Source organism: Coprococcus sp. AF19-8AC, assembly GCF_003603115.1.
Classification (GTDB): Bacteria; Bacillota; Clostridia; order Lachnospirales; family Lachnospiraceae; genus Coprococcus; species Coprococcus aceti.
In genome coordinates, this window is the sequence record NZ_QTMI01000003.1 from 223773 (window position 1) to 246204 (window position 22432).

At 38.3% G+C, this 22432-nt stretch carries 24 protein-coding genes and 2 pseudogenes; 23 read left to right on the forward strand and 3 right to left on the reverse strand.

Going from position 1 to position 22432, the window contains the following annotated elements; genetic code table 11:
- The first annotated feature begins 42 nt into the window (after window positions 1-42).
- From DWX57_RS09150 to DWX57_RS09195, 10 genes and pseudogenes are all read left to right on the forward strand, one after another.
- Entirely contained in the window at window positions 43-345 is a 303-nt protein-coding gene (locus tag DWX57_RS09150) for a type II toxin-antitoxin system RelB/DinJ family antitoxin (RefSeq protein WP_015553867.1), read from the forward strand.
- Window positions 345-664, forward strand: a pseudogene (locus tag DWX57_RS09155) (type II toxin-antitoxin system RelE/ParE family toxin). The gene DWX57_RS09150 and the pseudogene DWX57_RS09155 overlap by 1 nt, the downstream one beginning before the upstream one ends.
- A 39-nt stretch (window positions 665-703) precedes the next feature.
- A complete protein-coding gene (locus DWX57_RS09160) occupies window positions 704-1315 on the forward strand; it encodes a hypothetical protein (protein WP_147323117.1) in 612 nt (203 codons plus the stop codon).
- Between the two features lie 46 nt (window positions 1316-1361).
- A complete protein-coding gene (locus DWX57_RS09165) occupies window positions 1362-2873 on the forward strand; it encodes an SMI1/KNR4 family protein (protein ID WP_117551463.1) in 1512 nt (503 codons plus the stop codon).
- Between the two features lie 154 nt (window positions 2874-3027).
- Window positions 3028-3456, forward strand: a complete 429-nt coding sequence (locus DWX57_RS09170) for a contact-dependent growth inhibition system immunity protein (protein WP_117551459.1) — start codon at window positions 3028-3030, stop codon at window positions 3454-3456.
- 80 nt (window positions 3457-3536) lie between these two features.
- A complete protein-coding gene (locus tag DWX57_RS09175) occupies window positions 3537-3953 on the forward strand; it encodes a hypothetical protein (RefSeq protein ID WP_117874922.1) in 417 nt (138 codons plus the stop codon).
- A gap of 112 nt (window positions 3954-4065) precedes the next feature.
- Complete coding sequence (locus DWX57_RS09180) at window positions 4066-4800, forward strand: MerR family transcriptional regulator (protein WP_117551455.1); 735 nt, start codon at window positions 4066-4068, stop codon at window positions 4798-4800.
- Between the two features lie 115 nt (window positions 4801-4915).
- On the forward strand, window positions 4916-5353 hold the full coding sequence (locus tag DWX57_RS09185; protein WP_055274716.1) for a radical SAM mobile pair system MarR family transcriptional regulator: 438 nt from the start codon (window positions 4916-4918) through the stop codon (window positions 5351-5353).
- Window positions 5350-6039: a radical SAM mobile pair protein A gene (locus DWX57_RS09190; RefSeq protein ID WP_117551453.1), complete on the forward strand. Its 690-nt coding sequence runs from the start codon at window positions 5350-5352 to the stop codon at window positions 6037-6039. The genes DWX57_RS09185 and DWX57_RS09190 overlap by 4 nt, the downstream gene beginning before the upstream one ends.
- Window positions 6027-6935, forward strand: coding sequence for a radical SAM mobile pair protein B (locus tag DWX57_RS09195; protein ID WP_118758417.1), 909 nt, complete (start codon window positions 6027-6029; stop codon window positions 6933-6935). The genes DWX57_RS09190 and DWX57_RS09195 overlap by 13 nt, the downstream gene beginning before the upstream one ends.
- A 166-nt stretch (window positions 6936-7101) precedes the next feature.
- Here DWX57_RS09195 and DWX57_RS09200 read toward each other — a convergent pair whose 3' ends face one another.
- Window positions 7102-7455, reverse strand: a complete 354-nt coding sequence (locus DWX57_RS09200; protein WP_015530645.1) for a cupin domain-containing protein — start codon at window positions 7453-7455, stop codon at window positions 7102-7104.
- A 140-nt stretch (window positions 7456-7595) separates the two neighbouring features.
- Here DWX57_RS09200 and DWX57_RS09205 point away from each other — a divergent pair, with 140 nt between their 5' ends.
- From DWX57_RS09205 to DWX57_RS14805, 7 genes are all read left to right on the forward strand, one after another.
- Window positions 7596-7928, forward strand: a complete 333-nt coding sequence (locus DWX57_RS09205) for a winged helix-turn-helix transcriptional regulator (RefSeq protein ID WP_015534088.1) — start codon at window positions 7596-7598, stop codon at window positions 7926-7928.
- 75 nt (window positions 7929-8003) lie between these two features.
- Window positions 8004-8801: a PfkB family carbohydrate kinase gene (locus DWX57_RS09210; protein WP_022215831.1), complete on the forward strand. Its 798-nt coding sequence runs from the start codon at window positions 8004-8006 to the stop codon at window positions 8799-8801.
- Between the two features lie 174 nt (window positions 8802-8975).
- Window positions 8976-9578 carry a Type 1 glutamine amidotransferase-like domain-containing protein gene (locus tag DWX57_RS09215; RefSeq protein WP_015534087.1) on the forward strand — a complete coding sequence of 201 codons (603 nt, stop codon included), beginning with the start codon at window positions 8976-8978 and terminating at the stop codon, window positions 9576-9578.
- A 60-nt stretch (window positions 9579-9638) separates the two neighbouring features.
- Window positions 9639-10202, forward strand: a complete 564-nt coding sequence (locus DWX57_RS09220; protein ID WP_118650060.1) for a GNAT family N-acetyltransferase — start codon at window positions 9639-9641, stop codon at window positions 10200-10202.
- A gap of 78 nt (window positions 10203-10280) precedes the next feature.
- Window positions 10281-10685 carry an LptM family lipoprotein gene (locus DWX57_RS09225; RefSeq protein ID WP_120123836.1) on the forward strand — a complete coding sequence of 135 codons (405 nt, stop codon included), beginning with the start codon at window positions 10281-10283 and terminating at the stop codon, window positions 10683-10685.
- 73 nt (window positions 10686-10758) lie between these two features.
- On the forward strand, window positions 10759-12696 hold the full coding sequence (locus DWX57_RS09230) for an ATP-binding response regulator (RefSeq protein ID WP_243002936.1): 1938 nt from the start codon (window positions 10759-10761) through the stop codon (window positions 12694-12696).
- 370 nt (window positions 12697-13066) lie between these two features.
- A complete protein-coding gene (locus DWX57_RS14805; protein WP_242992750.1) occupies window positions 13067-13117 on the forward strand; it encodes a hypothetical protein in 51 nt (16 codons plus the stop codon).
- Window positions 13118-13119: 2 nt separating this feature from the next.
- On the opposite strand, the pseudogene DWX57_RS09245 reads toward DWX57_RS14805, so the two are convergent.
- A pseudogene (locus DWX57_RS09245) lies at window positions 13120-14172 on the reverse strand (IS1380-like element ISClsp2 family transposase); the annotation flags it as partial.
- A 260-nt stretch (window positions 14173-14432) separates the two neighbouring features.
- On the opposite strand from DWX57_RS09245, the gene DWX57_RS09250 reads away from it, so the two are divergent.
- Together DWX57_RS09250 and DWX57_RS14810 are read left to right on the forward strand one after the other, a co-directional pair.
- Complete coding sequence (locus tag DWX57_RS09250; RefSeq protein WP_120123838.1) at window positions 14433-17852, forward strand: M64 family metallopeptidase; 3420 nt, start codon at window positions 14433-14435, stop codon at window positions 17850-17852.
- A complete protein-coding gene (locus tag DWX57_RS14810; RefSeq protein ID WP_155219561.1) occupies window positions 17833-18063 on the forward strand; it encodes an InlB B-repeat-containing protein in 231 nt (76 codons plus the stop codon). Before DWX57_RS09250 ends, DWX57_RS14810 begins: the two co-directional genes overlap by 20 nt.
- Before the next feature lie 183 nt (window positions 18064-18246).
- Here the strand turns inward: DWX57_RS14810 and DWX57_RS09260 are convergent, their stop codons facing one another.
- Window positions 18247-18483, reverse strand: a complete 237-nt coding sequence (locus DWX57_RS09260) for a DUF6061 family protein (protein ID WP_044945660.1) — start codon at window positions 18481-18483, stop codon at window positions 18247-18249.
- Between the two features lie 347 nt (window positions 18484-18830).
- Here DWX57_RS09260 and DWX57_RS14140 point away from each other — a divergent pair, with 347 nt between their 5' ends.
- The 4 genes from DWX57_RS14140 to DWX57_RS09280 all read left to right on the forward strand — a co-directional run bounded on the left by DWX57_RS14140 (window position 18831) and on the right by DWX57_RS09280 (window position 22410).
- Complete coding sequence (locus tag DWX57_RS14140) at window positions 18831-18974, forward strand: hypothetical protein (protein WP_158547614.1); 144 nt, start codon at window positions 18831-18833, stop codon at window positions 18972-18974.
- Between the two features lie 77 nt (window positions 18975-19051).
- Complete coding sequence (locus DWX57_RS09265; protein ID WP_279230024.1) at window positions 19052-19381, forward strand: nitroreductase family protein; 330 nt, start codon at window positions 19052-19054, stop codon at window positions 19379-19381.
- 209 nt (window positions 19382-19590) lie between these two features.
- Entirely contained in the window at window positions 19591-20070 is a 480-nt protein-coding gene (locus DWX57_RS09270; protein ID WP_022216070.1) for an Hsp20/alpha crystallin family protein, read from the forward strand.
- A gap of 540 nt (window positions 20071-20610) precedes the next feature.
- Complete coding sequence (locus tag DWX57_RS09280; protein WP_120123840.1) at window positions 20611-22410, forward strand: diguanylate cyclase domain-containing protein; 1800 nt, start codon at window positions 20611-20613, stop codon at window positions 22408-22410.
- Window positions 22411-22432 lie beyond the last annotated feature (22 nt).

Consider the following 22432-nt stretch of genomic DNA (forward strand, 5'->3'; position numbering starts at 1 on the left):
CGCAAAAGACGTTACAATAAAAGAAAGATGGAGGTGTATTCTATGGGAAAAACAGCAACATTAAATATAAGAGTAAATCCAGATGTAAAAGAAAATGCAGAAAGTGTATTGGCACAATTAGGGATACCAATGGCTACTGCTATAGATATGTATTTAAAACAAATATCATTAGTAGGAGGAATTCCCTTTTCTATTGTATTACCCAAAGCAGCTAATTCAGTGAATGCAGATATGATGTCTGTTACACAGATTCATCAAAAGTTAGAAAAAGGATATGCCGATATAGAGAAAGGAAATGTTGAGGATGCAGCTAGTGCGTTTGTGGCATTTAGAGAGAGGCATTAATGAAGCAATATAAGGTAGAGATTACAAAAGAAGCTTTGCAGGATATGGAAGATATATACAATTATATTGCTATAGATTTGCTTGCTCCGGATAATGCAATGGGGCAATATAATCGCATTGCTGATGAAATACTTACATTAGACACTTTCCCGGAACGATTTAGGATTATGGATTCTGAGCCGGAAAAGAGATGGAGTTGCGTAGAATGCTCGTCGATAATTATTCAGTGTTTTACACAATCCGTGACGAAAGGGTAATTGTAACGGATGTGTTATACATGGCATCTGATATAGAAGCACGTTTGAGAGGCGAGCTATAAAAGCACGCGTTTATTTGAAGTTGTAGGAAGGGAGAAATGATGAGCGAGAAAGTAAATGATACAATAGCATTGTTTATAAGTAAACTATCGGAGACTACAGGATATAAGTATTTGAAGAGCAGAAGATCATTAAAGAAAACGATTGGTCAGATTGTATTTGAAGTTTTGTTTTTTTCATCAAAATGGAATGATGATAATAATATTGAGATAAATGTTGATTTTCGGGTTTCATACAAAAAATACGGTGCTGCATCAACAGCATATAGTGTTGTAGCAAGTAAAAGTTTTGAAAATAATAAGGAATATTGGTATGATATTTCAAATGAAAGTAAGTTTGATGAGGTAATGAAATATTTTGAAACAGAACTACAAACAACAGCTGTCGATTTGTCTGATAGATTTGATAAAGATTTCACTGCTGCGTGCCAGTACCTTCTCGAAGAAAAGTTCAAAGAATACAATGTGTTTTTTGATTTCCTTGTAGATGTTCTTGGGGAAGAAAAGGTAATGTATCGAATAAATGAATTTATGGAACAATTAAGCGAATTCGACAAGCAACAAATAGCTGATTATAAAAAGGGTGCTAAGGACAAGACTTGGATGCTAAATAGGTCTAATATGCGTTATGTTGCGGATAATGGATATCTATAAATTCCAGTTTTTGAAACTGAGAAATCGGAATTTGTGAGGGAAAGAAATGAAGAAAAATACTCCAAGCGATGATGAAATAAAGAATTATAGCCATAAGAAGATGACATTGCCATTGATGGAACATGCTTCTGAAGAAATGAAGGAACCTGTATGGAAGCTTGTTAAAAAGTTAGCGTCTTATGCTCGTGTACCGGGCGCTATGTCAGATTTTAAGAAAATGGCGGTGTTCGCTGAGGATGATGCAATTGTCGATGTAGTTCTGGATACATTACAGGATATGAAATATCCTTTTAAAAACACAGATTTTATACCGGATATCATGGGCTATTATTACTCGATTGCATTGATTTCGCAAAGCATGCATAGAAGGGAAGAAACGATTAAGCTGTTCAATGAGCTTGTTGATTATGCAATCAGTATTAAATCTAACAGCGCATTGCCACTTGCGAGAAATATGGATGTTTTGTCAAAGGAATATCCCGATCTGTCAGATTTATTTGAAAAAGCAAAGACTATCTATAGATTTGATGCAATAGATAGTATAAAAGAAAGGGTGCCTATACAGGTCAATAAGCTTTATCACGATTATACAAATGCAGATAAAATAGAAGCAGAATACATTAATGTTGAAAATCCTGAGGATGGTAAGGTTTTTGTCGAAGTGGATGAAAATGGATATGTCGTAAGAATAGTAGAAAAGGGGAAAAACATTTATACAAAGATATTTAAACATTATAGCTATGACATGATTAATTATGCGATAGTCAGAGATGTTTTGTTGAGAAAACACATGGAAGAAATGCGAATCAATGATATTGCGGATGCAAGAGTTGTCGAAGCTACGAGAACGGATCTTAAGAAACTGTATAGTGATATTGAGATATCTGTAAATAATAAGGAGTTTGCATATATATTAGATGGGCATGAAAAATTCAATAATACTGATTTACCGAAGGATGTCCAAGACTTTCTGGAAGAAATATATAATGATGAAGACTTGAAAGATGCATTTTTCGATTGTGATATTGAAATCTATGATGAGGCATGGGTTAAGGATCTTGAGGAGGATGATTCGTGGTTTGAAGATCTTATGGGATCGGGAGAATCCAGTTATAAGAATATTAAACCGTTTGCACGTGACGGCTTAGGTGGATTATGGGTAGTGTTAGATGATGAAATGATCGGATATATCGGTACAGAGGGCGAATGTGGAATCATAGCCCGCAATATAAATGAGTTCATGAATATTGTTGCGGTACAGAGAGGATATATAGATGATTTCTGTAATGCTGATATATTAAAATCTGTGGATGCATTTATAGAGGAATATGAAGAACCTCGTGATTCAGATTATAATAGGGAATTTAATAGATTTATAAAGAAGCATGGTTTTACTAAAGATTTAAAGAAAATATATGAATATATTATAAAAGGAGTCACAATAAAACCGTTTTTCCAAGTTGTCGCTACAGATGATGAATATGAAGATTCCTACTCAATACTTGGAAGCGATGATGGACAAGAAGCATTGGAGTCTCTTATAGAGATGCTTGAATAAGTTTGGGTTATTTCCTGTTTTAGGTGGAAAGTTGTAAAATAACTCGATAACTTCCAGTTTTTGAAACTGAGAAATCGGAATTTGTAAATGAGGTGAATTTATGATGTTACATTCATATCCGTTATTAATATCTATATATAAGGGAGAGGGACGAATGTTAATTGTTCCGCTTATTGACCATATTGCAGGATATTCGATTGATTCAGATTGGTTCATAAATTTATCAGATTTGGACAATGCTGTTTCTGTCGGTGAAGGTGTAAAAAGTGCTATTGATTACATAAGAAACAGTCCTTTATCTTCGCTGACGCCTAATGAGCGAAAAGAAAATGCTGCATGGAAGAAAAATACGAAATATAGAAGCCGAGTAGCTTTTTGGAAAAATAATCATTATGTTCGTGTTAAAATCACTGAAGATAATCAGTATATAATACATTCGATGAAAAAATCACATAAAAGACAATATGCATATGATGAAATCATCAAAGAATTTATACTATTTGCTGATGCAGATGCTGAGGAAATAGGCAAAGCGGTTATTGAGTCTTTTATGGAATCAGAACGATATTACAACATGGGTTAGAGTTTGGTTGTAATAATATATCATACATGATATTGGGAGCTTATGCTGAGCCTATAAGTATAAATTACAGGAGGGTTCAAATGGGATTATTTGATAGATTTAAGAGGACATCAAAGGAAAGTTTATTAGGATATTTGCAAAATAGCATTTCAGATAATTCTAGTCTGGAACACATAGTAAGCGTGTTTGAAGAGATGTGTAATATGCCACTTAAAGAAGATATGATTTTATTTGAAACAGGAACCTATTCTTTTACAGGAAAACCTATGTTTAACTTTTCTTTTGTTAGACAATTTCCTAATGATGAGGAAGAGTATTATCAAATTCACGTGGATGTGTTATATATTCCAACGGAAGAAAATAAAGATTTTCAACGAACTATATGGAATGAGGACATTGAAGAAGATATATTCAGCTATATCAAAAAGACTCCTGAGTTTAATTTCTGTAAAGATAAGGTATTCAGCAAAATAGAAATATATTTGGATGAAACCTAACGTGAAAATCGGAATTTATCAAGCTGCTAATTTTGAAAATTTCTTTGAAAAACTATTGACTCCTACGCAACGTAATAGTTTACGATGTGTTTATCGAGAGGAGGAAATGACAATGATGACAGTGAATGAGGTAAGTAAATTAACAGGAGTGAGTATACGCACTCTGCAGTATTATGATACCATTGGTCTCTTAAAACCTATTGAATATACAGAGTCAGGTTATAGGTTGTATGACGATACATCCTTGGAAAGGCTGCAACAAATTTTACTGTTTAAAGAATTGAAATTTCCGCTTAAGGAGATTAAAAAGATAATTGATGCCCCTAACTTTGACAGGAACAAAGCATTAGAGCAGCAGATTGAATTGCTAACTATGAAAAAAGAGCATCTTGAAAATCTTATTAGTTTCGCTCGAGGAATAAAAGGAATAGGAGTGAAATATATGGATTTTAAAGTATTTGATACAACAAAGATTGATGAGTATTCTAAACGAGCAAAAGAACAATGGGGACAAACCTCTGAGTATAAGGAGTTTGAAGAGAAAACAAAGAACTGGACGAAAGACGATGAAGCTACTGTTGCAAATGAGTTTATGCAATTATTTGTTGAATTCGGACAAATGAAAGAAATGGATCCAGAAGATGAACAGGTGCAGTTGCAGGTAAGGAAACTTCAGGATTACATTACAGATCATTTTTATATATGTTCTGATAAGATTTTATGCGGTCTTGGAAGAATGTATGACGGTGGAGGAGAACTTACGGAAAATATTGATGATGTTGGAGGAGTTGGCACAGCAGAGTTTGCAAGTAAAGCTATTGATATATTTTATATGAGCAGAAGGTAACTTCCAGTTTGGAGAATTGAAAAAAATGGAATTTACCTATTAAGACATATAAACTGTTGACAATAAAGCTCCTATATAGTATGTTTTTAATAAACTACTATATAGGAGCTTTTGCATGGAAATGAATGGAGGATTTCTTGTCACCAAAATAAAACAGCTTGGAGACCGGATTTTCGAGAAGATTCTCAGTGAAAAGAATATTGATGCATTTAATGGAGCTCAGGGGCGTATTCTTTATGTGCTGTGGCAGGAGGATGGTATCTCAATCAGGTCACTCTCGACTAAATGCGGATTAGCGATAACATCTCTTACTACGATGTTGGAAAGAATGGAAAATCAAGGGCTGATAAGCCGTGTTCAGTCTGAAACGGACAAAAGGAAAACACTCCTGTTTCTGACTGAGAAAGCACATGCCTTGAAGGGCGAGTACGATTCTGTATCTGATGAGATGGGCAGTATTTACTACAAAGGTTTTTCAGAGGAAGAAATTACCCAGTTTGAGGAATGCCTAGACCGCATCAGAAAGAATCTTGAGGAGTGGCAGAAGTCATGAGTATTTGTATCAAAGATCAGATTCAGAACATGAATATCGTCATTGGCTGCACAGTGGGGTGTACATATTGCTATGCCCGCAACAACGTGAAACGCTGGCATATGATTGATGACTTCTCTGACCCTGAATTCTTTCCGGGTAAGCTCAAGATGATGGAAAAGAAACGTCCGAAGAACTTTCTTCTTACCGGGATGAGCGATCTCTCCGGATGGAAGCCGGAATGGAGAGACGAGGTATTTGCAAAGATCTGTGAAAACCCACAGCATCAGTTCCTGTTCCTTACCAAGCGACCTGATTTGCTGGATTTTGATACCGATCTGGAAAACGCATGGTTTGGCGTTACGGTGACGAGGAAAGCAGAACTGTGGCGTATCGACGCCCTTCGGAAAAATGTCAGAGCAAAACATTACCATGTTACCTTTGAGCCGTTATTCGACGATCCCGGCACAGTTGACCTTTCCGGAATCAATTGGATCGTTGTCGGCACCATGACCGGAGCTCAGAGCAGGAAGATTCATACGGAGCCGGAATGGGCATGGTCTCTGGCGGACCAGGCACATAAGCTCGGCATTCCGGTGTTTATGAAGGAAGACCTTGTCCCTATCATAGGGGATGAAATTATGATTCAGGAAATGCCGGAAGAATTTAATAAAGTGTTAGAGGAACAGAAATCATGGAAGAAGTAATAAATGGAATCCTCATTCGTGAGGTGGAAACAAAGAACATCATGACTAAGTCTAGTCTGCCGGTAGGCGGTTACTCGGTCAATCCCTATGTAGGCTGTACACATGCCTGCAAGTATTGCTATGCTTCTTTTATGAAGCGCTTTACCGGGCACAAGGAGGAATGGGGCACTTTCCTTGATGTGAAGCATTGGCCGGAAATTAAAAATCCGAAGAAATATGCCGGACAGCGGGTGGTCATCGGTTCTGTGACAGATGGCTACAATCCACAGGAGGAGCAATTCGGGAATACCAGAAAACTTCTGGAGCAGCTGATCGGCAGTGACGCAGATATTCTGATCTGCACAAAGTCGGATCTTGTGGTACGGGATATTGATCTGCTGAAGAAGCTTGGACGTGTAACCGTTTCATGGTCGATCAACACACTAGATGAAAATTTCAAGAACGATATGGACTTTGCTTCGAGCATTGAGCGCCGTATCGCTGCTATGAAGCAGGTGTATGAAGCAGGTATCCGTACAGTTTGTTTCGTATCCCCGGTATTCCCTGGTATCACGGATTTTGAAGCAATCTTTGAGCGGGTAAAGGATCAGTGCGATCTGTTCTGGCTCGAAAATCTCAATCTTCGAGGCGGTTTCAAAAAGACAATTATGGATTATATCGCCGAAAAATATCCTGATCTTGTACCACTTTACGACGAGATCTATAACAAGCATAACCGCAGCTACTTTGAAGCACTTGAAGTAAAAGCTGAGAAAATGGCTAAGAAGTATGATTGTGCCTTTGTGGATAATGAAATGCCTTATGGCAGAGTCCCGCAGGGACATCCGGTGATCGTAGATTATTTCTATCATGAGGAAATCCGTGGGACAGAGAATACCGGAAAAAGAAATCGTTAATCTAAACGAAAATTAAACTGATGATGGTGGAGAGATTTATTTATCGCAATTTGAAATCGAGAAGTTCTTGTTTGAAAAATTGAGAAATCGTAAAATTGAAAAAAAAAGGAATGCACAGTTCTTAGCTTATCGGGAACTGTGCATTTTTGTAAATAAATACTTTTAATTAGCCTATTACGGCATCCTCTGCTGTAAAATGTTTCAGAGAATTTTCTTTTACCTGAATGCAGATATAAGTAATTCCGGAAATATCGGATGCAAAAAACTGACGCTTTGCAGCAGGTGCGATTTTTATCCAGTCTCCAGTTGAAAGGCTGATTTCTTCTCCATCAATTATGGCCTTGCCGTTACCTGAAAGAATTCCATAGATTTCTTCATTTTCTTTATGAGAATGAACAAATGGGACATTTGCTCCTGCAGGTAGTTCGTTTAAACTGATTTCTGCACCTGTTAAAGACAACTTTTCATGCAGCTCAATTCGGTTTTCCTTTCCAATAGTTGTTTTTGTGTAATTTGCCATAATAACCTCCATAGTTAATTTGTAGTTTCTGGTTGCTTGGTATTAGTATAGTGTGAGACACATACAAAAACAAGTACGCACCTTTTTGTAACTGTGCACTCAAAAATGAATGTGTTACAATAGACTCGGAGGTGAGAATTATGCGAGCAAAAGAAGAATTACCGGAATGCCCAGTTGCAACAGCAGTATCTCTCATCGGAGGAAAATGGAAATTGCTGATTTTGCGTAACTTGAAAGAGCGTCCATGGAGATTCAATGAGCTACTACGAAGTATAGATGGTATTTCACAAAAGGTTTTGACAGATAGTTTAAGACAAATGATGAGTGATGGGCTGGCATATCGCCACGATTACCATGAGCAGCCACCGAGAGTTGAATACGGCTTAACGGAACTCGGAACAAAAATGCTTCCAATTGTTAATTCACTTGCTGACTTTGGTAACTACTATAAATCAATTATTGAACAAAATTAAGGACGTTAGTATTTGAAAAACTCGAACAATTCCAGTTTTTGAAACTGAGAAATCGGAATTTAGGGAGGTACAAGAATGATAAATTTAGTGGCACTTCCGTGCCTCTGTGTAGATGTTTTTGATGGAACAGATGAATTGCGTGCAGGTGGTGAAGCCCTTAATTTTGCAGTTCATGCATCAAAATTTGAGGAGTTTAATGTTTCAATATTGGGTGCGGTTGGACAGGATTCCTACGCAAAATTTATTATGGATTCTGTTTCTGATAAGAGAATAGATGTAAGCCATGTAAGAGTTGAAGAGGATAAAGTAACTGCAAATAATCGTACATATCTTACGGCTGACGGTGACAGATATTACAAAGATGATTCATGGACGGGTGATATTGTTGATAAAATGATATTGAATCAAGACGAATTGGACTTTATAAAAAAATCAGAGGTTGTATTTATACATTTCTGGGCAGGCTGTTTTGAACAAATTATAGATTTAAAAAAGAATAATAACTTCAGATTGGCTGTGGATTTTGTAGAATATCGTAATTTTAAGGAGATGGAGAAATATGCACCATATATAGATTATTTCCTGATTAGTGGAGAGGAATCAATTCTTCCGATATTTGAAGCATTTTCCAAGAAGTATAAAGGACTATTTAATGCATCTTTAGCTGATAAAGGAAGTGTTACATATTATAATGGTGAAAAGTATTTTGTCCCGGCTGATGAAGCTTTAGAAATAGTTGATACTACTGGTTGCGGAGATAGCTACCATGCAGGCTTTGTGTGTTCTCATATGTTAATTGGTGATATTTACGAGGCTATGAGAGTTGGTACAGAATTTGCAACAGAGACATTGTCTCATTATGGTGGCTTTTAATTCGATTTGTAAGGAGAAACAATATGACAGGGTTTATTATATGGTCACTTTTCGGAGTGTTTATAATTGGATTATGAATAAAAGATATGTTTTCTAAGAATTCGGTTGTGAAGAAAAGTAAATAAACTTCAGTTTTTGAAACTGAGAAATCGGGATTTATAAAGGAGAATATTGATGAAACTATTTTTATGTTCGCACTTTTCAAGTGTAGGAAGTCTGATAAAGGAAGAAATTGAAAATAAGAAAGTCGCATTTATTCCAACAGCTTCGTTGCGTGAAGGCTACACCGGTTATGTCGGCTCGGCTCGAAAATTATTCAAAAAGTTGGGAGCAATCGTAACTGAAATTGATATTTCAACGGAGGCTTATTCAACGATACAGTCTGTTTTTGAAGATGCAGATGTGATATATTTTACCGGCGGAAATTCTTTCTTTCTTATGGACCAACTCCGTAAAACAAGAACTGATGGGTTGCTAAAAAAGGAATTGGCAAATGGAAAATTGATGATCGGCGAGTCGGCAGGCGCAATTATATGCGCTCCAAGCATCCAATATATCGAGCAAATGGATGAAAAGCCGGAGGACTACTCACAAGAAGATGATGCAGGGCTTGATTTGATTGATTTCTATGTTCTTCCGCATTATCTTACAGCACCATTTAAGAAAGTTACCGAGAAAATAATGACTGAGTTTTCGGATTTGAATCTATGCCCTATTAACAACCATCAGGGAATTGTAATTGATGGTGAAGGTTCAAAGGTTATTTGCAAAGACTAATTTGAAAAATCCTTTTTTGAAACTGGAAAATCGGAATTTTCTTGATGATGGAGGATGCGTATGGAACATAAGGGCACAATTAGAATAGAAACAGATAGATTAGTTCTTAAACGACATGTATTAGATGATGCAGAAATCATGTTTAAAAACTGGGTAACAGAAAAAGATGTAACAAAGTTTTTAAGTTGGCAACCGCATAAAAATGTCGACGAGACAAAGCAATTACTAATTGATTGGATAGAATCGTATGATAAGCAGGATTTCTATTTTTGGACAATTGAGTTAAAAGATTCGCATGAACTGGTTGGAGATATATCAGTAGTAAGTCTCGATGAGGCAACAGAAAGTGTGGAGCTCGGGTATGGTATTGGAAGCAGATGGTGGGGAAAAGGTATAACTGCAGAAGCAGGAAGGGCATTGGTAAAATTCTTTTTTGAAGAAGTAAAAGTCAAACGTGTATATGCAAAGCATGCTGCAGGTAATCCAAACTCAGGAAGTGTAATGCAGAAAATGGGAATGAAAAAAGAAGGAATAATTAGGCAGTCGGGAACCTGTAATCAAGGTATTGTGGATGTAGTTTATTATTCCATACTTAGAAATGAGTATTTTAGTAATGATAATTGATGAAAAAATCTAATTTAGCGACACACTCGAAAATTTCAGTTTTTGAAACTGAGGAATCGGGATTTAAGGAGGTCTTGTATGAAGAAAATCGTATGTACAATGCTATGTATTATGTTTTTATTTGGTTTGAGTGCTTGTGGTGGAGATGTCAGTGAAGAGAAAACTCATAATGTTGAATCTGAGAGCTATTCAGAAGAGGATATTAAAGCCGCTATTGACACAATAAAAAAGGAGTTTAAGAGTGACTGGAAAGGATGCACTCTCACAGAAATTTACTATGCCGGAGATGACTGCACGAAAGATCATAAAGATTGGGCAGACAGAAACAATGCAGATGAAGTCATTGTTTTATTATCTTCATTCGATGTTGATTCATCTGGTGGAAACGGGTCTTTGAATCCAAATAGTACATACAGTGATTGGAAGTGGATTTTAGTTAGAACAGATGGCGGAAAGTGGCAGCATGTTGACCATGGATATTAAGTCAAATTCCAGTTTGTAGAATCAAGAAAATCGGAATTTGTTAAATTGGAAAATTAGAATTTAGAGGATGTGAATGAGCAGCATGAAGAAAACAAAAGAAGGAGTTAATTTGAAGAAAAAGAAATTCCTTAGACTGAAGAATACAGGTAGTATCCTTGTGCTTATGGGGCTTTTGATAATTTTTGTAATAGCACTGTACACATTTATCCTGCAAAGTTCTTACACTAAGACTGCCCTTGAAACAGAAATTGCGCGCGATACAGCGAGTGCAGATGCAGTACACAAACTTGTGGATGGAAGAATCGGCAAAGAAGATTTTGATCAAATCAAAGATAAATCTGATGAAAAGAAGCAAATATATAAGGATATTTCTTCATATTTCAATGAAATCAGAACACTGAATTCTACTCGATATATTTACACCGCTACAAAAAATGAAGAAGGAAAACTCGTTTATGTGGTAGATGGTTTGGATTCGGATGCGGATGATGTAAGACACCCTGGAGATTATATTGAGGAAGAAATGGTTCCGTATATTGATAGGGCTATTTCTGGGGAGAATGTGTACTCTCAGGATATCATTGATACAACATGGGGACCGATTTTTACGGCTTGCTATCCTGTAAGAGCAAATCATGATGGGACAGGAGAAATCATTGGCGCATTTTGCATTGAAATGGATATGCAATCAGCTTATGGAATGGTTGAAGAGACGAATCATATTTCCATCATCTGCGGTTTAGTCGCAGGAGCTGTATTGCTTTTAATTTGTCTATATACCTATTATGTTTACCAGAAAAGCAAGGCAGAAGAGCAAAAACAAAAACAATTATTAATGAACGCCGCTGAGAAAGCAGATGCTGCCAACAAAGCAAAATCTGCGTTTTTGCTTAATATTAGCCATGACATCAGAACGCCGATGAATGCCATTATTGGATTTACAAACATTGCGCTTCACCAGAACACGGTTTCAGATATTCATGATAGCTTGGAGAAAGTTCAAAAAAGTTCGAATCATCTTCTCTCTTTGTTGAATGACGTTTTGGATTTCAGTCGCATTGAAAGCGGAAAAGATATCATTTCGCCTGAGCCAGTGGACATTACTCAATTGACAGATAACGTCCAGGCGATTATGAATGGACTTCTTTATAACCGAGATCTTAAGTTCGAAGTACATCGAGAAAGACCAAAGAACCCATATGTCCTTGCGGATGTTACGCGTATTCGAGAAGTTTTGGTGAATCTTCTTGGCAATGCTGTGAAATTCACAAAGGACGGTGGAAAGATTACTTTGGATATCAGCAGTTACCCCGGAACGGATGAGAAACATATCATAATTCGTTATGTTGTTCAAGATAATGGTATTGGCATGAGTGAAGAGTTCCAGAAAGAATTATTCAAGCCGTTTTCACAAGAAGATGATGCTAATGCCAGAACCCAATATAAGGGAACCGGTCTTGGCATGGCCATCACAAAAAAACATATAGATATGATGGGCGGTTCAATTGCTGTTGAGAGCAAAAAAGGTGTAGGTACTACATTCACTGTGGAGATTCCACTGGAGTTGACAGAACAAGTTATTCAATCAAAACAAAAACAACCTCCACATAGAGATTTGACGGGTATTCATGTTCTTATGGCTGAGGATAATGATCTAAATGCTGAACTTGCTACGATAATACTGGAAGATGCTGATATGACCGTAACACGCGCATCAGACGGAAAAGAAGTTGTGGAATTGTTTAAAAATCATCCACGAGACACATACGATCTTATTTTGATGGATATTATGATGCCAAACATGGATGGATACCAAGCAACAAAAGCCATTCGAGCCTTGGGTATAGAGCGGTCCGATGCAGTTACGATTCCAATTATAGCTTTGTCTGCAAATGCTTTTGTAGATGATATTCAGGAATCCCTGGATTCAGGCATGAATGACCATATTTCCAAGCCGATTAACATGGAGGAATTAATCGATACTATCACTAAATACATTAAACACGATTAGGAAAACAAAGAAGTTAATTCTGATGAAAAGTTTGCACTGGTCTTGTCGGATGCGAAAGCGCAAGTTTCCTATGATTATGATACAGGTCGCATCACCACATTTCTTATCAGCACCCAGCACCAGGAGGACACCTCTGTTATGGATATTCGCCCGCTGGTGGAAGCTGTCATGGAAACCGCCGGGAAGATCAAGAACGACAATATGTCCGATCAGGATTTCTACAACTTCAAGTTTTTGAAACTGAGAAATCGGAATTGACCGAATAAGTTAATCGTGCCATATGGCTTGATTATAAATACATAGATCAAGTTGTTTGGAATATAGATGATATGAAAAAAACACCCCATGGGGAAAGAATGTAGCTGCCTCAATTACTGATCTGTCATATTATTTTGTCACAAGTGACGGAGAGGATTTTTGACAGTACTGCTCACTTTCTCCGTGGGCATGGTAAAGATCAATGACTGTTTCGTCTGGCAGGGAAGTGTTTGTCCAGTATGTGCCCAGTTCTATATCGGGTACGATAAAATACTGCCCATATCGGTCAATGGTTCTTTCCGTGATCTCATAGATTGTGCGTATTCCGACAGTTTTCTCCTCGTTATCAGAAAGGGAATATGTCACATTCCGGAAGGTCTGTCCGATATAAACAGTTTTCCCATCACGTGGATGCTGGATATTCTGGCAGCATTCCCTGACGGATTCCAGCCATTCTTCTTTACTTTCCTGTCTGGGATTCCGTTTTATGATGAAAGACACATTGTTGTATTTATAGCTTTCTTCCATAAAGATGCCTATGTTTTCAGATGCATCGTTGCCGGAATCCAGCCGGATGAGCAGTGGTTTTTCCGTCAGCTGTCTGCACAGTTCAATGGTCTCTCTCAGGAAATCAGGAGTTTCTTTCTGGCAGTGCTGTTTCCCAATCCGCAGTTCAAGATTGACGAGGTATCCTTCTGTGCCGATATATGCCATAATTGGTGCATATCCGTCAAAACCCTTGTAGGTACGGGATACGCCTTCCTTATTGGATTTCGAATTGTCAAAGGGGGTTACATCAATATCGACAGGAACAAAGCCGTTATCCAGGGCTGTCGGCTCTATGTGTATTTCACGCAGCATGTCGACATTTGCCTGCTGGATGTCTTTGCGCAGGGAATCCCCGATCATGTCAAAACGCTGACGGAGTGTTTCGGCGGAAGGAATCGCATAGGAGATGCCTAATGCGTATTTGTAGTAGTCAGGGTCATCTATCATTTCACGGACAGCCTCATACTGGGGTTTTCCCTGACAGAGCATACCAATATAGGTGAGGAGCACGTCTCCATTTTTTATCTGTTTCTGCAGATAATCTTTTGAAATTGGAGCACGGTTGATTTTTTTAACAAAACTGCTTTTTCCAAGTATTTGCCCTACGAATACCAGACCACTGGGAGTAATGAGCCGCTCATCGCTGAATTCAATGTGTATTTTCTTCATTGCACTGCCTCCGCCTATCTTTTGATACTTTCATTATACAGGATAATGCATGATGATACAGTAAAAAAACAAAATTTTGTTTAACCTAGTGGGTGAAATAAAATGTATTGCGAAAATCAGTTTCCAGCAGGTATTATTGCTGAAAAAAAGGGATGTAACACTATGGTAAGTTTCACGGAATAAGGTGGATTTTCATTGACGCATATAACACCTTACAATATAATAAAAGCAAATATATAGCTTATAAAGGAGGTTCCTTAATGACGAAAAAAATAACCGCAATATTCTTGGCATTGTGCATGGCAATCTCCGTTTTGCCGATGACCATTCAGGCGGCATCAAAGCCCGATATTAAAGTTGGCGACTATGTTAAAATGGGCGCGTATAACAATGCCTCAATTCTTTGGCGATGTGTAAGCATTGACAATAACGGACCGCTTATGCTTGCAGACAAAATTGTTGACACCCTTGCATATGATGCCAAAACAAATGACAACAGCAATTCAAAATCACACAGCAGAAGCTATAAGCGTGATGATTACGGTTCTAACTATTGGAAAGACAGCAATATGCGTTCTTGGTTAAATTCGACCGCAGCTGAAGGCAAAGTCGATTGGCTTTGCGGCAACCCTCCGAAAGACGGATATGTAAGCGGTGTGGGAGCGTACAACGAAAAAGCGGGTTTTCTCAACGCTTTTTCAAAATCTGAAATTGCGGCAATGAAAACCGTTACCCAGCGTTCTCTCGTTTCTCATCCCGAATACAACAAGGGCATAGTTGATGGAGACGCAAATTCGGATTTGTTATACTACACCGATATTTCGGAAGCGGTGGCAAACTACGACAGTTCATATTTTGAAACTACAACCGAAAAGGTTTTTCTTCTTGATGTAAAGCAGGCTAATGCCGTGTGGAAAAATCTCAAAGGTTATTATGTTGCGTATAATAATGACGGTATGGCTTGGCCTTATTGGCTTCGCACTCCTGTTACCGATTGCAATCACGATATGCGTTATATCAGTTCATCGGGTCAGGTCGGTCGTTATGCTCCGTGGTATTCCGATTTGGGCGTAAGACCTGCATTTTATCTCGATTCCGAATATTTTGTTACAACTTCCGGCAGCGGCTCACAAAGCAGTCCTTATATCGGCTCTGCTCCAAATAAGCAAGAGGATGATTATACAATTTCGGAACCTGCCGAGGACGCAAATCCCGATTGGAATGTCAGCACCGAGCAAAGCATTCAGCTCACCCTCGGCCCGTGGTATTCAAATGACGGAAAATATTCTAATCCTACCATCCCTGTTTATACCATCCAAAAAACACGCAGCGACACGGAAAATATGGTTGTTGTCGTTTGCGGCGAGGGATACACAAAAAGTCAGCAGGGCAAATTCATCAATGATGTCAAACGACTTTGGCAGGACGCTATGAAATATGAACCGTATCGCAGTTATGCCGACAGATTCAATGTTTACGCTCTTTGCACAGCTTCCGAATCGACTTTTGACAATGGTGGAAGCACCTTCTTTGATGTTATAGTCGACAAATATAATTCGCCTGTTATTTCTAATAATCTCCACGGAAGTCAGTGGAAAAATCATATTTTTGAGAGATGTATCGGTCCTGAATTTATCGAGAAAATTCACGATGCTCATATCAAAAAAAAGTGTGATCCAAACACAATTCCGTCCGGTTCGGAATATGAGCCTTATTATTATGTTCACGATTATATTGCTCAGTTCGCTATGGTTGTAAACACAAAATCAGATTTCGGCGGTGCTTATAATAACCGTGAATACGGCTTCCATTATTTCATTTCGCCATCAGACAGTTATCGTGCGTCAAAAACTTTTGCACACGAGTTTGGACACGGTTTGCTCGGTCTCGGTGATGAATACAGTAACGGATATTTGCTTGACGATAAGGAACTTAAATCACTCAATCTTTCCTCGGTTGAAGACCCGGAAAAGATAAAATGGCGACAGCTTTTAGGTTTTAGAAACACATATACCTGCCGCAATGCTTACGGCTCAAAAATGCTTGTTTCAAGTTATGAGTGCATAATGAGAGACACAAACTATCAATTCTGTGAGGTTTGCCGTTTGCAGGGCTTCAAGCGAATGTCTCAGCTTGTTAAGGATGTAGACCTTTATGTTGCAACTCCCGAGGTTAAGGAATATACGGGCGCTTATTCAAAGCCGTCTGATTTTACCGACCTTGAAACAAGTTCATATTATAATTACACATATAATCGCAATGACCGACTTTTGAGCGGCAACAGCAAAAGCAGATTTAATACTAATATGAACGGTAAAAAAATCGAGCTTAGAACTGTTATTCAAAACATTTCAGATAAAAATGCACGACAATTAAAATTCAAAATGTGGATTAAGCACTCCGACGGAAGCGTTGCGACCGATTCATCGGGGAATCCGCTTCAAACAGTACAAACCTTTGACATTCCTGTTTGGAATGATAAGGCAAATTTCTGGCCGCTCGGTGCTTTGGATCACATCAAAAGCGACTTTAATTCAGGCTTAAAGAGTTGCTCGCTTATTTATCAAATTCCGTCTGATGCACAGCTTAAGAGCGGCGATACCGTGGCATTTCAGGTGCTCGATGAAAACGGAAATGTGCTTGCAGACGACAATACGGAAACACAGCGCTACACAACCGTTTCAATTCAGTATAAATTTGAGGACGGCTCTGAAATTCCAAACACTGCCGGCGGAACATTTACCGTGCCATACGGCACAAAGCTTGATTTAACACCGGCAAAAACACTTTATGATTATGAATTTATAAAGGTTGACGGCTTGAATAAGCCTATTGTTTCGGACGGAACGGTTGTTACATATTATTACAAAAATAAAAACGAAGAACACACTCACAATCTGACTTTGGTTGCTGCGAAAGCTGCCACCTGCACAGATGGCGGTAAGGAAGCATACTACAAGTGCGAAGGTTGTGGCAAGTTCTATGAAGATGTACTCGGTACAAAGGAAATAACCGACCTTGCATCTTGGGGCAATATTGCTAAGATTGCCCACACCACAAAGCAAACCGTAACAAAGGCAACCCCAACAGCAAACGGCAAGATAGTAAATTACTGTTCGGTATGTAAGAAAACTCTTTCAACGACAGTAATTCCAAAGGCATCAAGCATAAAGCTTAAAGCAACATCATTAACATATAACGGAAAGGTTAGAACACCTAAGGTTATTGTTAAGGACAGAACAGGAAAGACACTTGTTAAGAATACTGACTATACTGTGTCTTATGCAAAAGGCAGAAAGTATGTTGGCAAGTACGCAGTAAAGATTACCTTTAAGGGTAAATACAGCGGAACAAAGACGCTTTATTTCACAATCAAGCCAAAGGCAACAAGTATTTCCTCACTTAAAGCAGGTTCAAAGAAGTTTACAGTAAAGTGGAAGAAGCAGGCTACACAGACAACAGGCTATCAGGTACAGTACAGTGCCTCAAGTAAATTCAGCAAGGCTAAGACCGTAACAGTAGGCAAGAATACAACAGTATCAAAGAAAATTTCAAAGCTTTCGGGCAAGAAAAAGTATTATGTAAGAGTTCGCACCTATAAGACAGTTAAGATTAACGGCAAATCCATAAGGATTTATTCAGGCTGGTCAAAAGCTAAGACTGTTACAACAAAGAAATAAAAACTATACCGTAACCTTTGATTCTGCCGGTGGCTCTGCAGTAACGACTCAGACTATCGAAGAAGGTCAGAAGGCAACCAAACCTGCCGCTCCTACCAAGTCTGACGATACCACCAAGCCTTCGGATGATGTTCAGAATCCGCAGACCGGCGACAACAGTATGAGTGGCTGTGGATCGCTCTGCTGTTCGTCAGCGGCTTCGGAGTTGTGACAACTACTGTTTATACTAAATTAGACGAAGCAATTTCTGATGCTGTTAAAACTGGGAAAATCACTCAAGAAGAAGCGAACGCAGCTTACAAATAAATATACGAGGCTTGTCTTAAAAAAGACGAGCTCAAAATGACAATGAAACTGTCACTCTCTGGAGACACTAGGAGTGACAGTATAATCATCATAAATAAAATGAATCTTCGGCATCAACCCACATCTGCATAGTTCCATCAAGGTATAGTCTTGCATATTCAAGTGGTTCATCAATAGCAAGTGCATTTAATGCACAATCTAATCTGGGTGTTGTTTTTAAATTCTTTTCTGCTTCCCAGCAGTCAATGCGGAGCATATAGCCAGCAGAAGTATAAACATCAATGCTGTTGCGTTGTGGATTGTATTCTGCAAATATTGTTCTCATCGTATCAAATCTCCTTATCATTCAATCAATCATTTGTTACAAAAATCAGAAGCATTTCAATCAGTTCACCATGTCGTTTTTATTTTGTGTTATACTGTTTTAGAGGATTTTCTTTTCCTTGTATTTTCCCTTATCAGGGTTCATAAATCCATATGGGAAGATATAACATAAGGGAAAGTCTAAGGGAAAGATCACCTGCGACAAACTTAGTGTTTTCAAGGGATTCAGAGATATTTGATAATAAAATATAACAATTATTAAATCCCTTGGAATACATGAAATCTCAATTCCAGTTTGTCAGAATGAAAAATCAAGTGTAGAAGGACACATGACAGGTGGGATTTGGAATGATTCAGACAAAGAAAAAGATGAATTATGTCCGACCGTTTGAACAGGTATTACAGGAAGAATCTCATCCTGCGAATCAGACAGCATATATTGATATTATCAGGGTACCGGAGAAACTGGCGGAAAATAAATATGAAGGATAACTTCAAGTTTGATGGACTATACTCGGCGTAGATATCAGAATGAGAGCGAGGGAAAATGCATGGATATGTTACAGTTGATGAAGGAGAGGCACAGTGTGCGGCAATATAAAGATAAGCCAATCGAGCAGGAGAAACGTGCGGAGATCGACAGGCTTATCTCTGAGATAAATTTTGAGAGCGGACTGAGTATGCAGGCGGTCTACGATGAGCCGAACTGTTTTGATTCGTTTATGGCGCATTACGGCAAATTCACAAATGTTTCTAATTATATAGCTATAGTTGGCGCGAAGAACGACCAGGAAAAGGCCGGCTACTACGGTGAAAAGCTGGTGCTTGGATGTCAGGAACTTGGAATTGCCAAATACCACTTTGAGGCTGGGAGTGGACACAAAATCTTCACAAAATAATTAGCACTCACCTCTTGACGGTGCTAACAATCAGATGTATAACATAGTCAAAGATAAGGAAAGGGATTAGAAAGAAGAGAAAGAATCCCGAAAGTTTATCTTGATAATTATTTTGAAAGTAACAGTAAACAAAAAGTCTAAGTGCCTTGGGGTTTCATAAGAAACCACAATTTCCGACACTTGTTTGAGATTGAAAGGAGAAATGACTTATGTTACCTAGTATTTTTGGAGAAGATTTATTTGATGATTGGATGAATGACTATTTCCCATTTGGAAGGGATTTTGACAAGGAGTTTAGTAAAGCGTTAGCACCTACCGAGCGTGCGCTGTATGGTAAGCATGCAAAGAACATGATGAAGACCGATGTCCGTGAGACTGATGATTCATATGAAGTAGATATGGATCTCCCAGGATTCAAGAAAGATGAAGTAAAGGTTCAGCTTGCTGATGGTTACCTGACAATTGAGGCTGCAAAGGGTCTGGATAAGGATGAGAAGGACAAGAAGAGCGGCAAATATATCAGACGTGAGCGTTATGCCGGCAGCATGAGCAGAAGTTTCTATGTCGGTGAAGGAGTTACTCAGGAAGACATTCATGCAAAGTATGAACATGGCGTACTGAAACTGTCGATTCCTAAGAAGGAAGAGCAGAAGAAAGTAGAGAAGAGTAATTACATCGCAATCGAATAATGTAAGAAATGCGTAATTACTTAATAACAGATGACTAATATTCGTAGAGCCCTCCGTGTATCTGCAAGGTGCAGGTATGCGGGGGGCTCTTTTGCTTGTCTGTTCCAGGGACAATCCTCATGACAAAAGAAACGTCCCCATTAAAGTAAAAAAACGTCCCCATTAAAGTATCAGCCATGAGAACAATATGACAGCCAAAGGCATGGTTATGATACAGAACAAAGTAGTAAATACATTTAAAAGACTGGAGTATGTTGCATCTTTGTTATATATTATCTTTTTCCATTCCAGGTGTGGCTTTTCGGAGAGCATTGTGCTGCAGTGTGTCCAGGATCATAATAAAAAAGTTAATAAGCTTTCCGAGCAAAATTATACTTATCTGCATAGCGATTACCTCTTTTCGTTTCTGTATTATAGTACTATTCCTATAAAAAAACACCCCTGAATGCTGGCTTGTCAAAAATAAAAGAATGCGATAAAATATGTGCAATTTGTAGAGAACTTGTAAATAGCATCCAAAATAAGGAGAGATGACATACTATGAATTCGCGTAAAAACCATAATAAAAAACTTATGTTGCCGATTCTCATTTTTCTGGTTGGCTGTCTGGTTTTGACAGTAGTTTTATACCATTCATACAGATCAAATTATAAACAGGTACGGAATGTCACAGCGCTTAATGCCACAACATATGCAGAACGACTACAGAATGACATGAACCGTGGAGTTGCAATTACAGATACACTTGAAGAGATAGCAATCAGCGCAAATGGGGAAATTGACAATTTTCAAAAAGTTGCCCGGAATCTGATGGCAGATTTTATTCAGAGCATACAGATTGCGCCTGACGGTGTTGTCACAGATATATATCCGGAGGCGGGGAATGAAGCTGGAAAGATAGATTTGATTCATGATGAAAGTCGCGGAGAGATATGCCGTTATGGAAGAGATAAAAATATAGTCACGATGCAGGGCCCTTTTGATTTAAAACAGGGGGGGCAGGGCATTGCGATTAGAAATCCTGTATATCTGGAGGGCGCAGATGGCTCTCCGGTATTTTGGGGATTTACCATAGTAATTATACGTGTTCCGGAGATATTTACAGAATCAATTCAGTCACTCACAAAATTTGGTTATGATTACTCCCTGACAAAGACAGTTTCCCCTTTGTCTGATGATACAGAGATAGTATCATCATCCGGCAATATTATGAAGAATCCGATTACATTTGAGTTTGAATTTTGCGGCTGTCTATTTGATTTTGAGGTAATGCCTGCTGATGGCTGGAGTCATGGGTGGAATGTATTTCCGCAGCTGTTTTTGGGAATATGTGTTATTTTGCTCTTAACTGGATTAACGGTTGTCATCCTTGTGATTGAGAGACATAGAGATATATTAAAAAAAATAGCGATAACAGATCCACTGACCGGACTCTTGAATCGTAAGGGCTTTGACGAACAGCTCAAAAAGGTTATGCAGGGCGATCTTCATATTCATTGTGTGGGTATACAGATGGATATTGATGATTTTAAATTTATAAATGATATGTATGGTCATGTGGTTGGAGATGCCGCACTGAAAAGTCTTGCACAGGACATGCAGAGCTATTTCAATGATAATTCTATTCTTTGCAGAAATGGCGGTGATGAGTTTTCTGTCATTCTGGTTGACACAACAGAGGAAGAGGCAAGAAAGAAAATAGAACACTTTACTCTTCAGCCACGACATATAACGTATAATGGTGAGGAGCATCCATTTTACATTTCTCTCGGGTATGCAGAATATCCAAAAGATTGTGAAGATGTTTTGAAGCTTATCAGATGTGCGGATATGGCACTTTATGCGGTAAAACTTCATGGAAAGCATAATTGCAGTCGTTATCGAGGTGATTATAAGATACAGCACAGAAGACAGCTTGGGTTTGCACTCCAGGATGTATCAAAGAATCTCCCGGGAGCTTTCCTTATATATATAGCTGATCCTGAAAATGATGATATTTTATTTGCAAATCGTGAACTGATAGAATTGGCTGGATGCAGTGATTTTGATGATTTTCTGGATTACACAGACCGTAGATTCAGAAACCTGATCCATCCAGACGAACGGGATTCTGTTGAGACCAGCATCTGGGAACAGATTGATGCAAAGACCAGTGGAAATAATGACTATGTAAGGTTCCATTTTGCAAAAAAAGATGGAACATATCTTCCTGTTCTTGATCACGGAAGAATAGTGGAAAACCGTTATTATGGAAATGTATTCTACGTTTTGATCATGGACTGCGCTCTGGTTGAATCTTATTATGATAACAAAACAGGTCTGGGAACTGTGCAGGAATAGCGGATTGGCTTTTACAGTAATA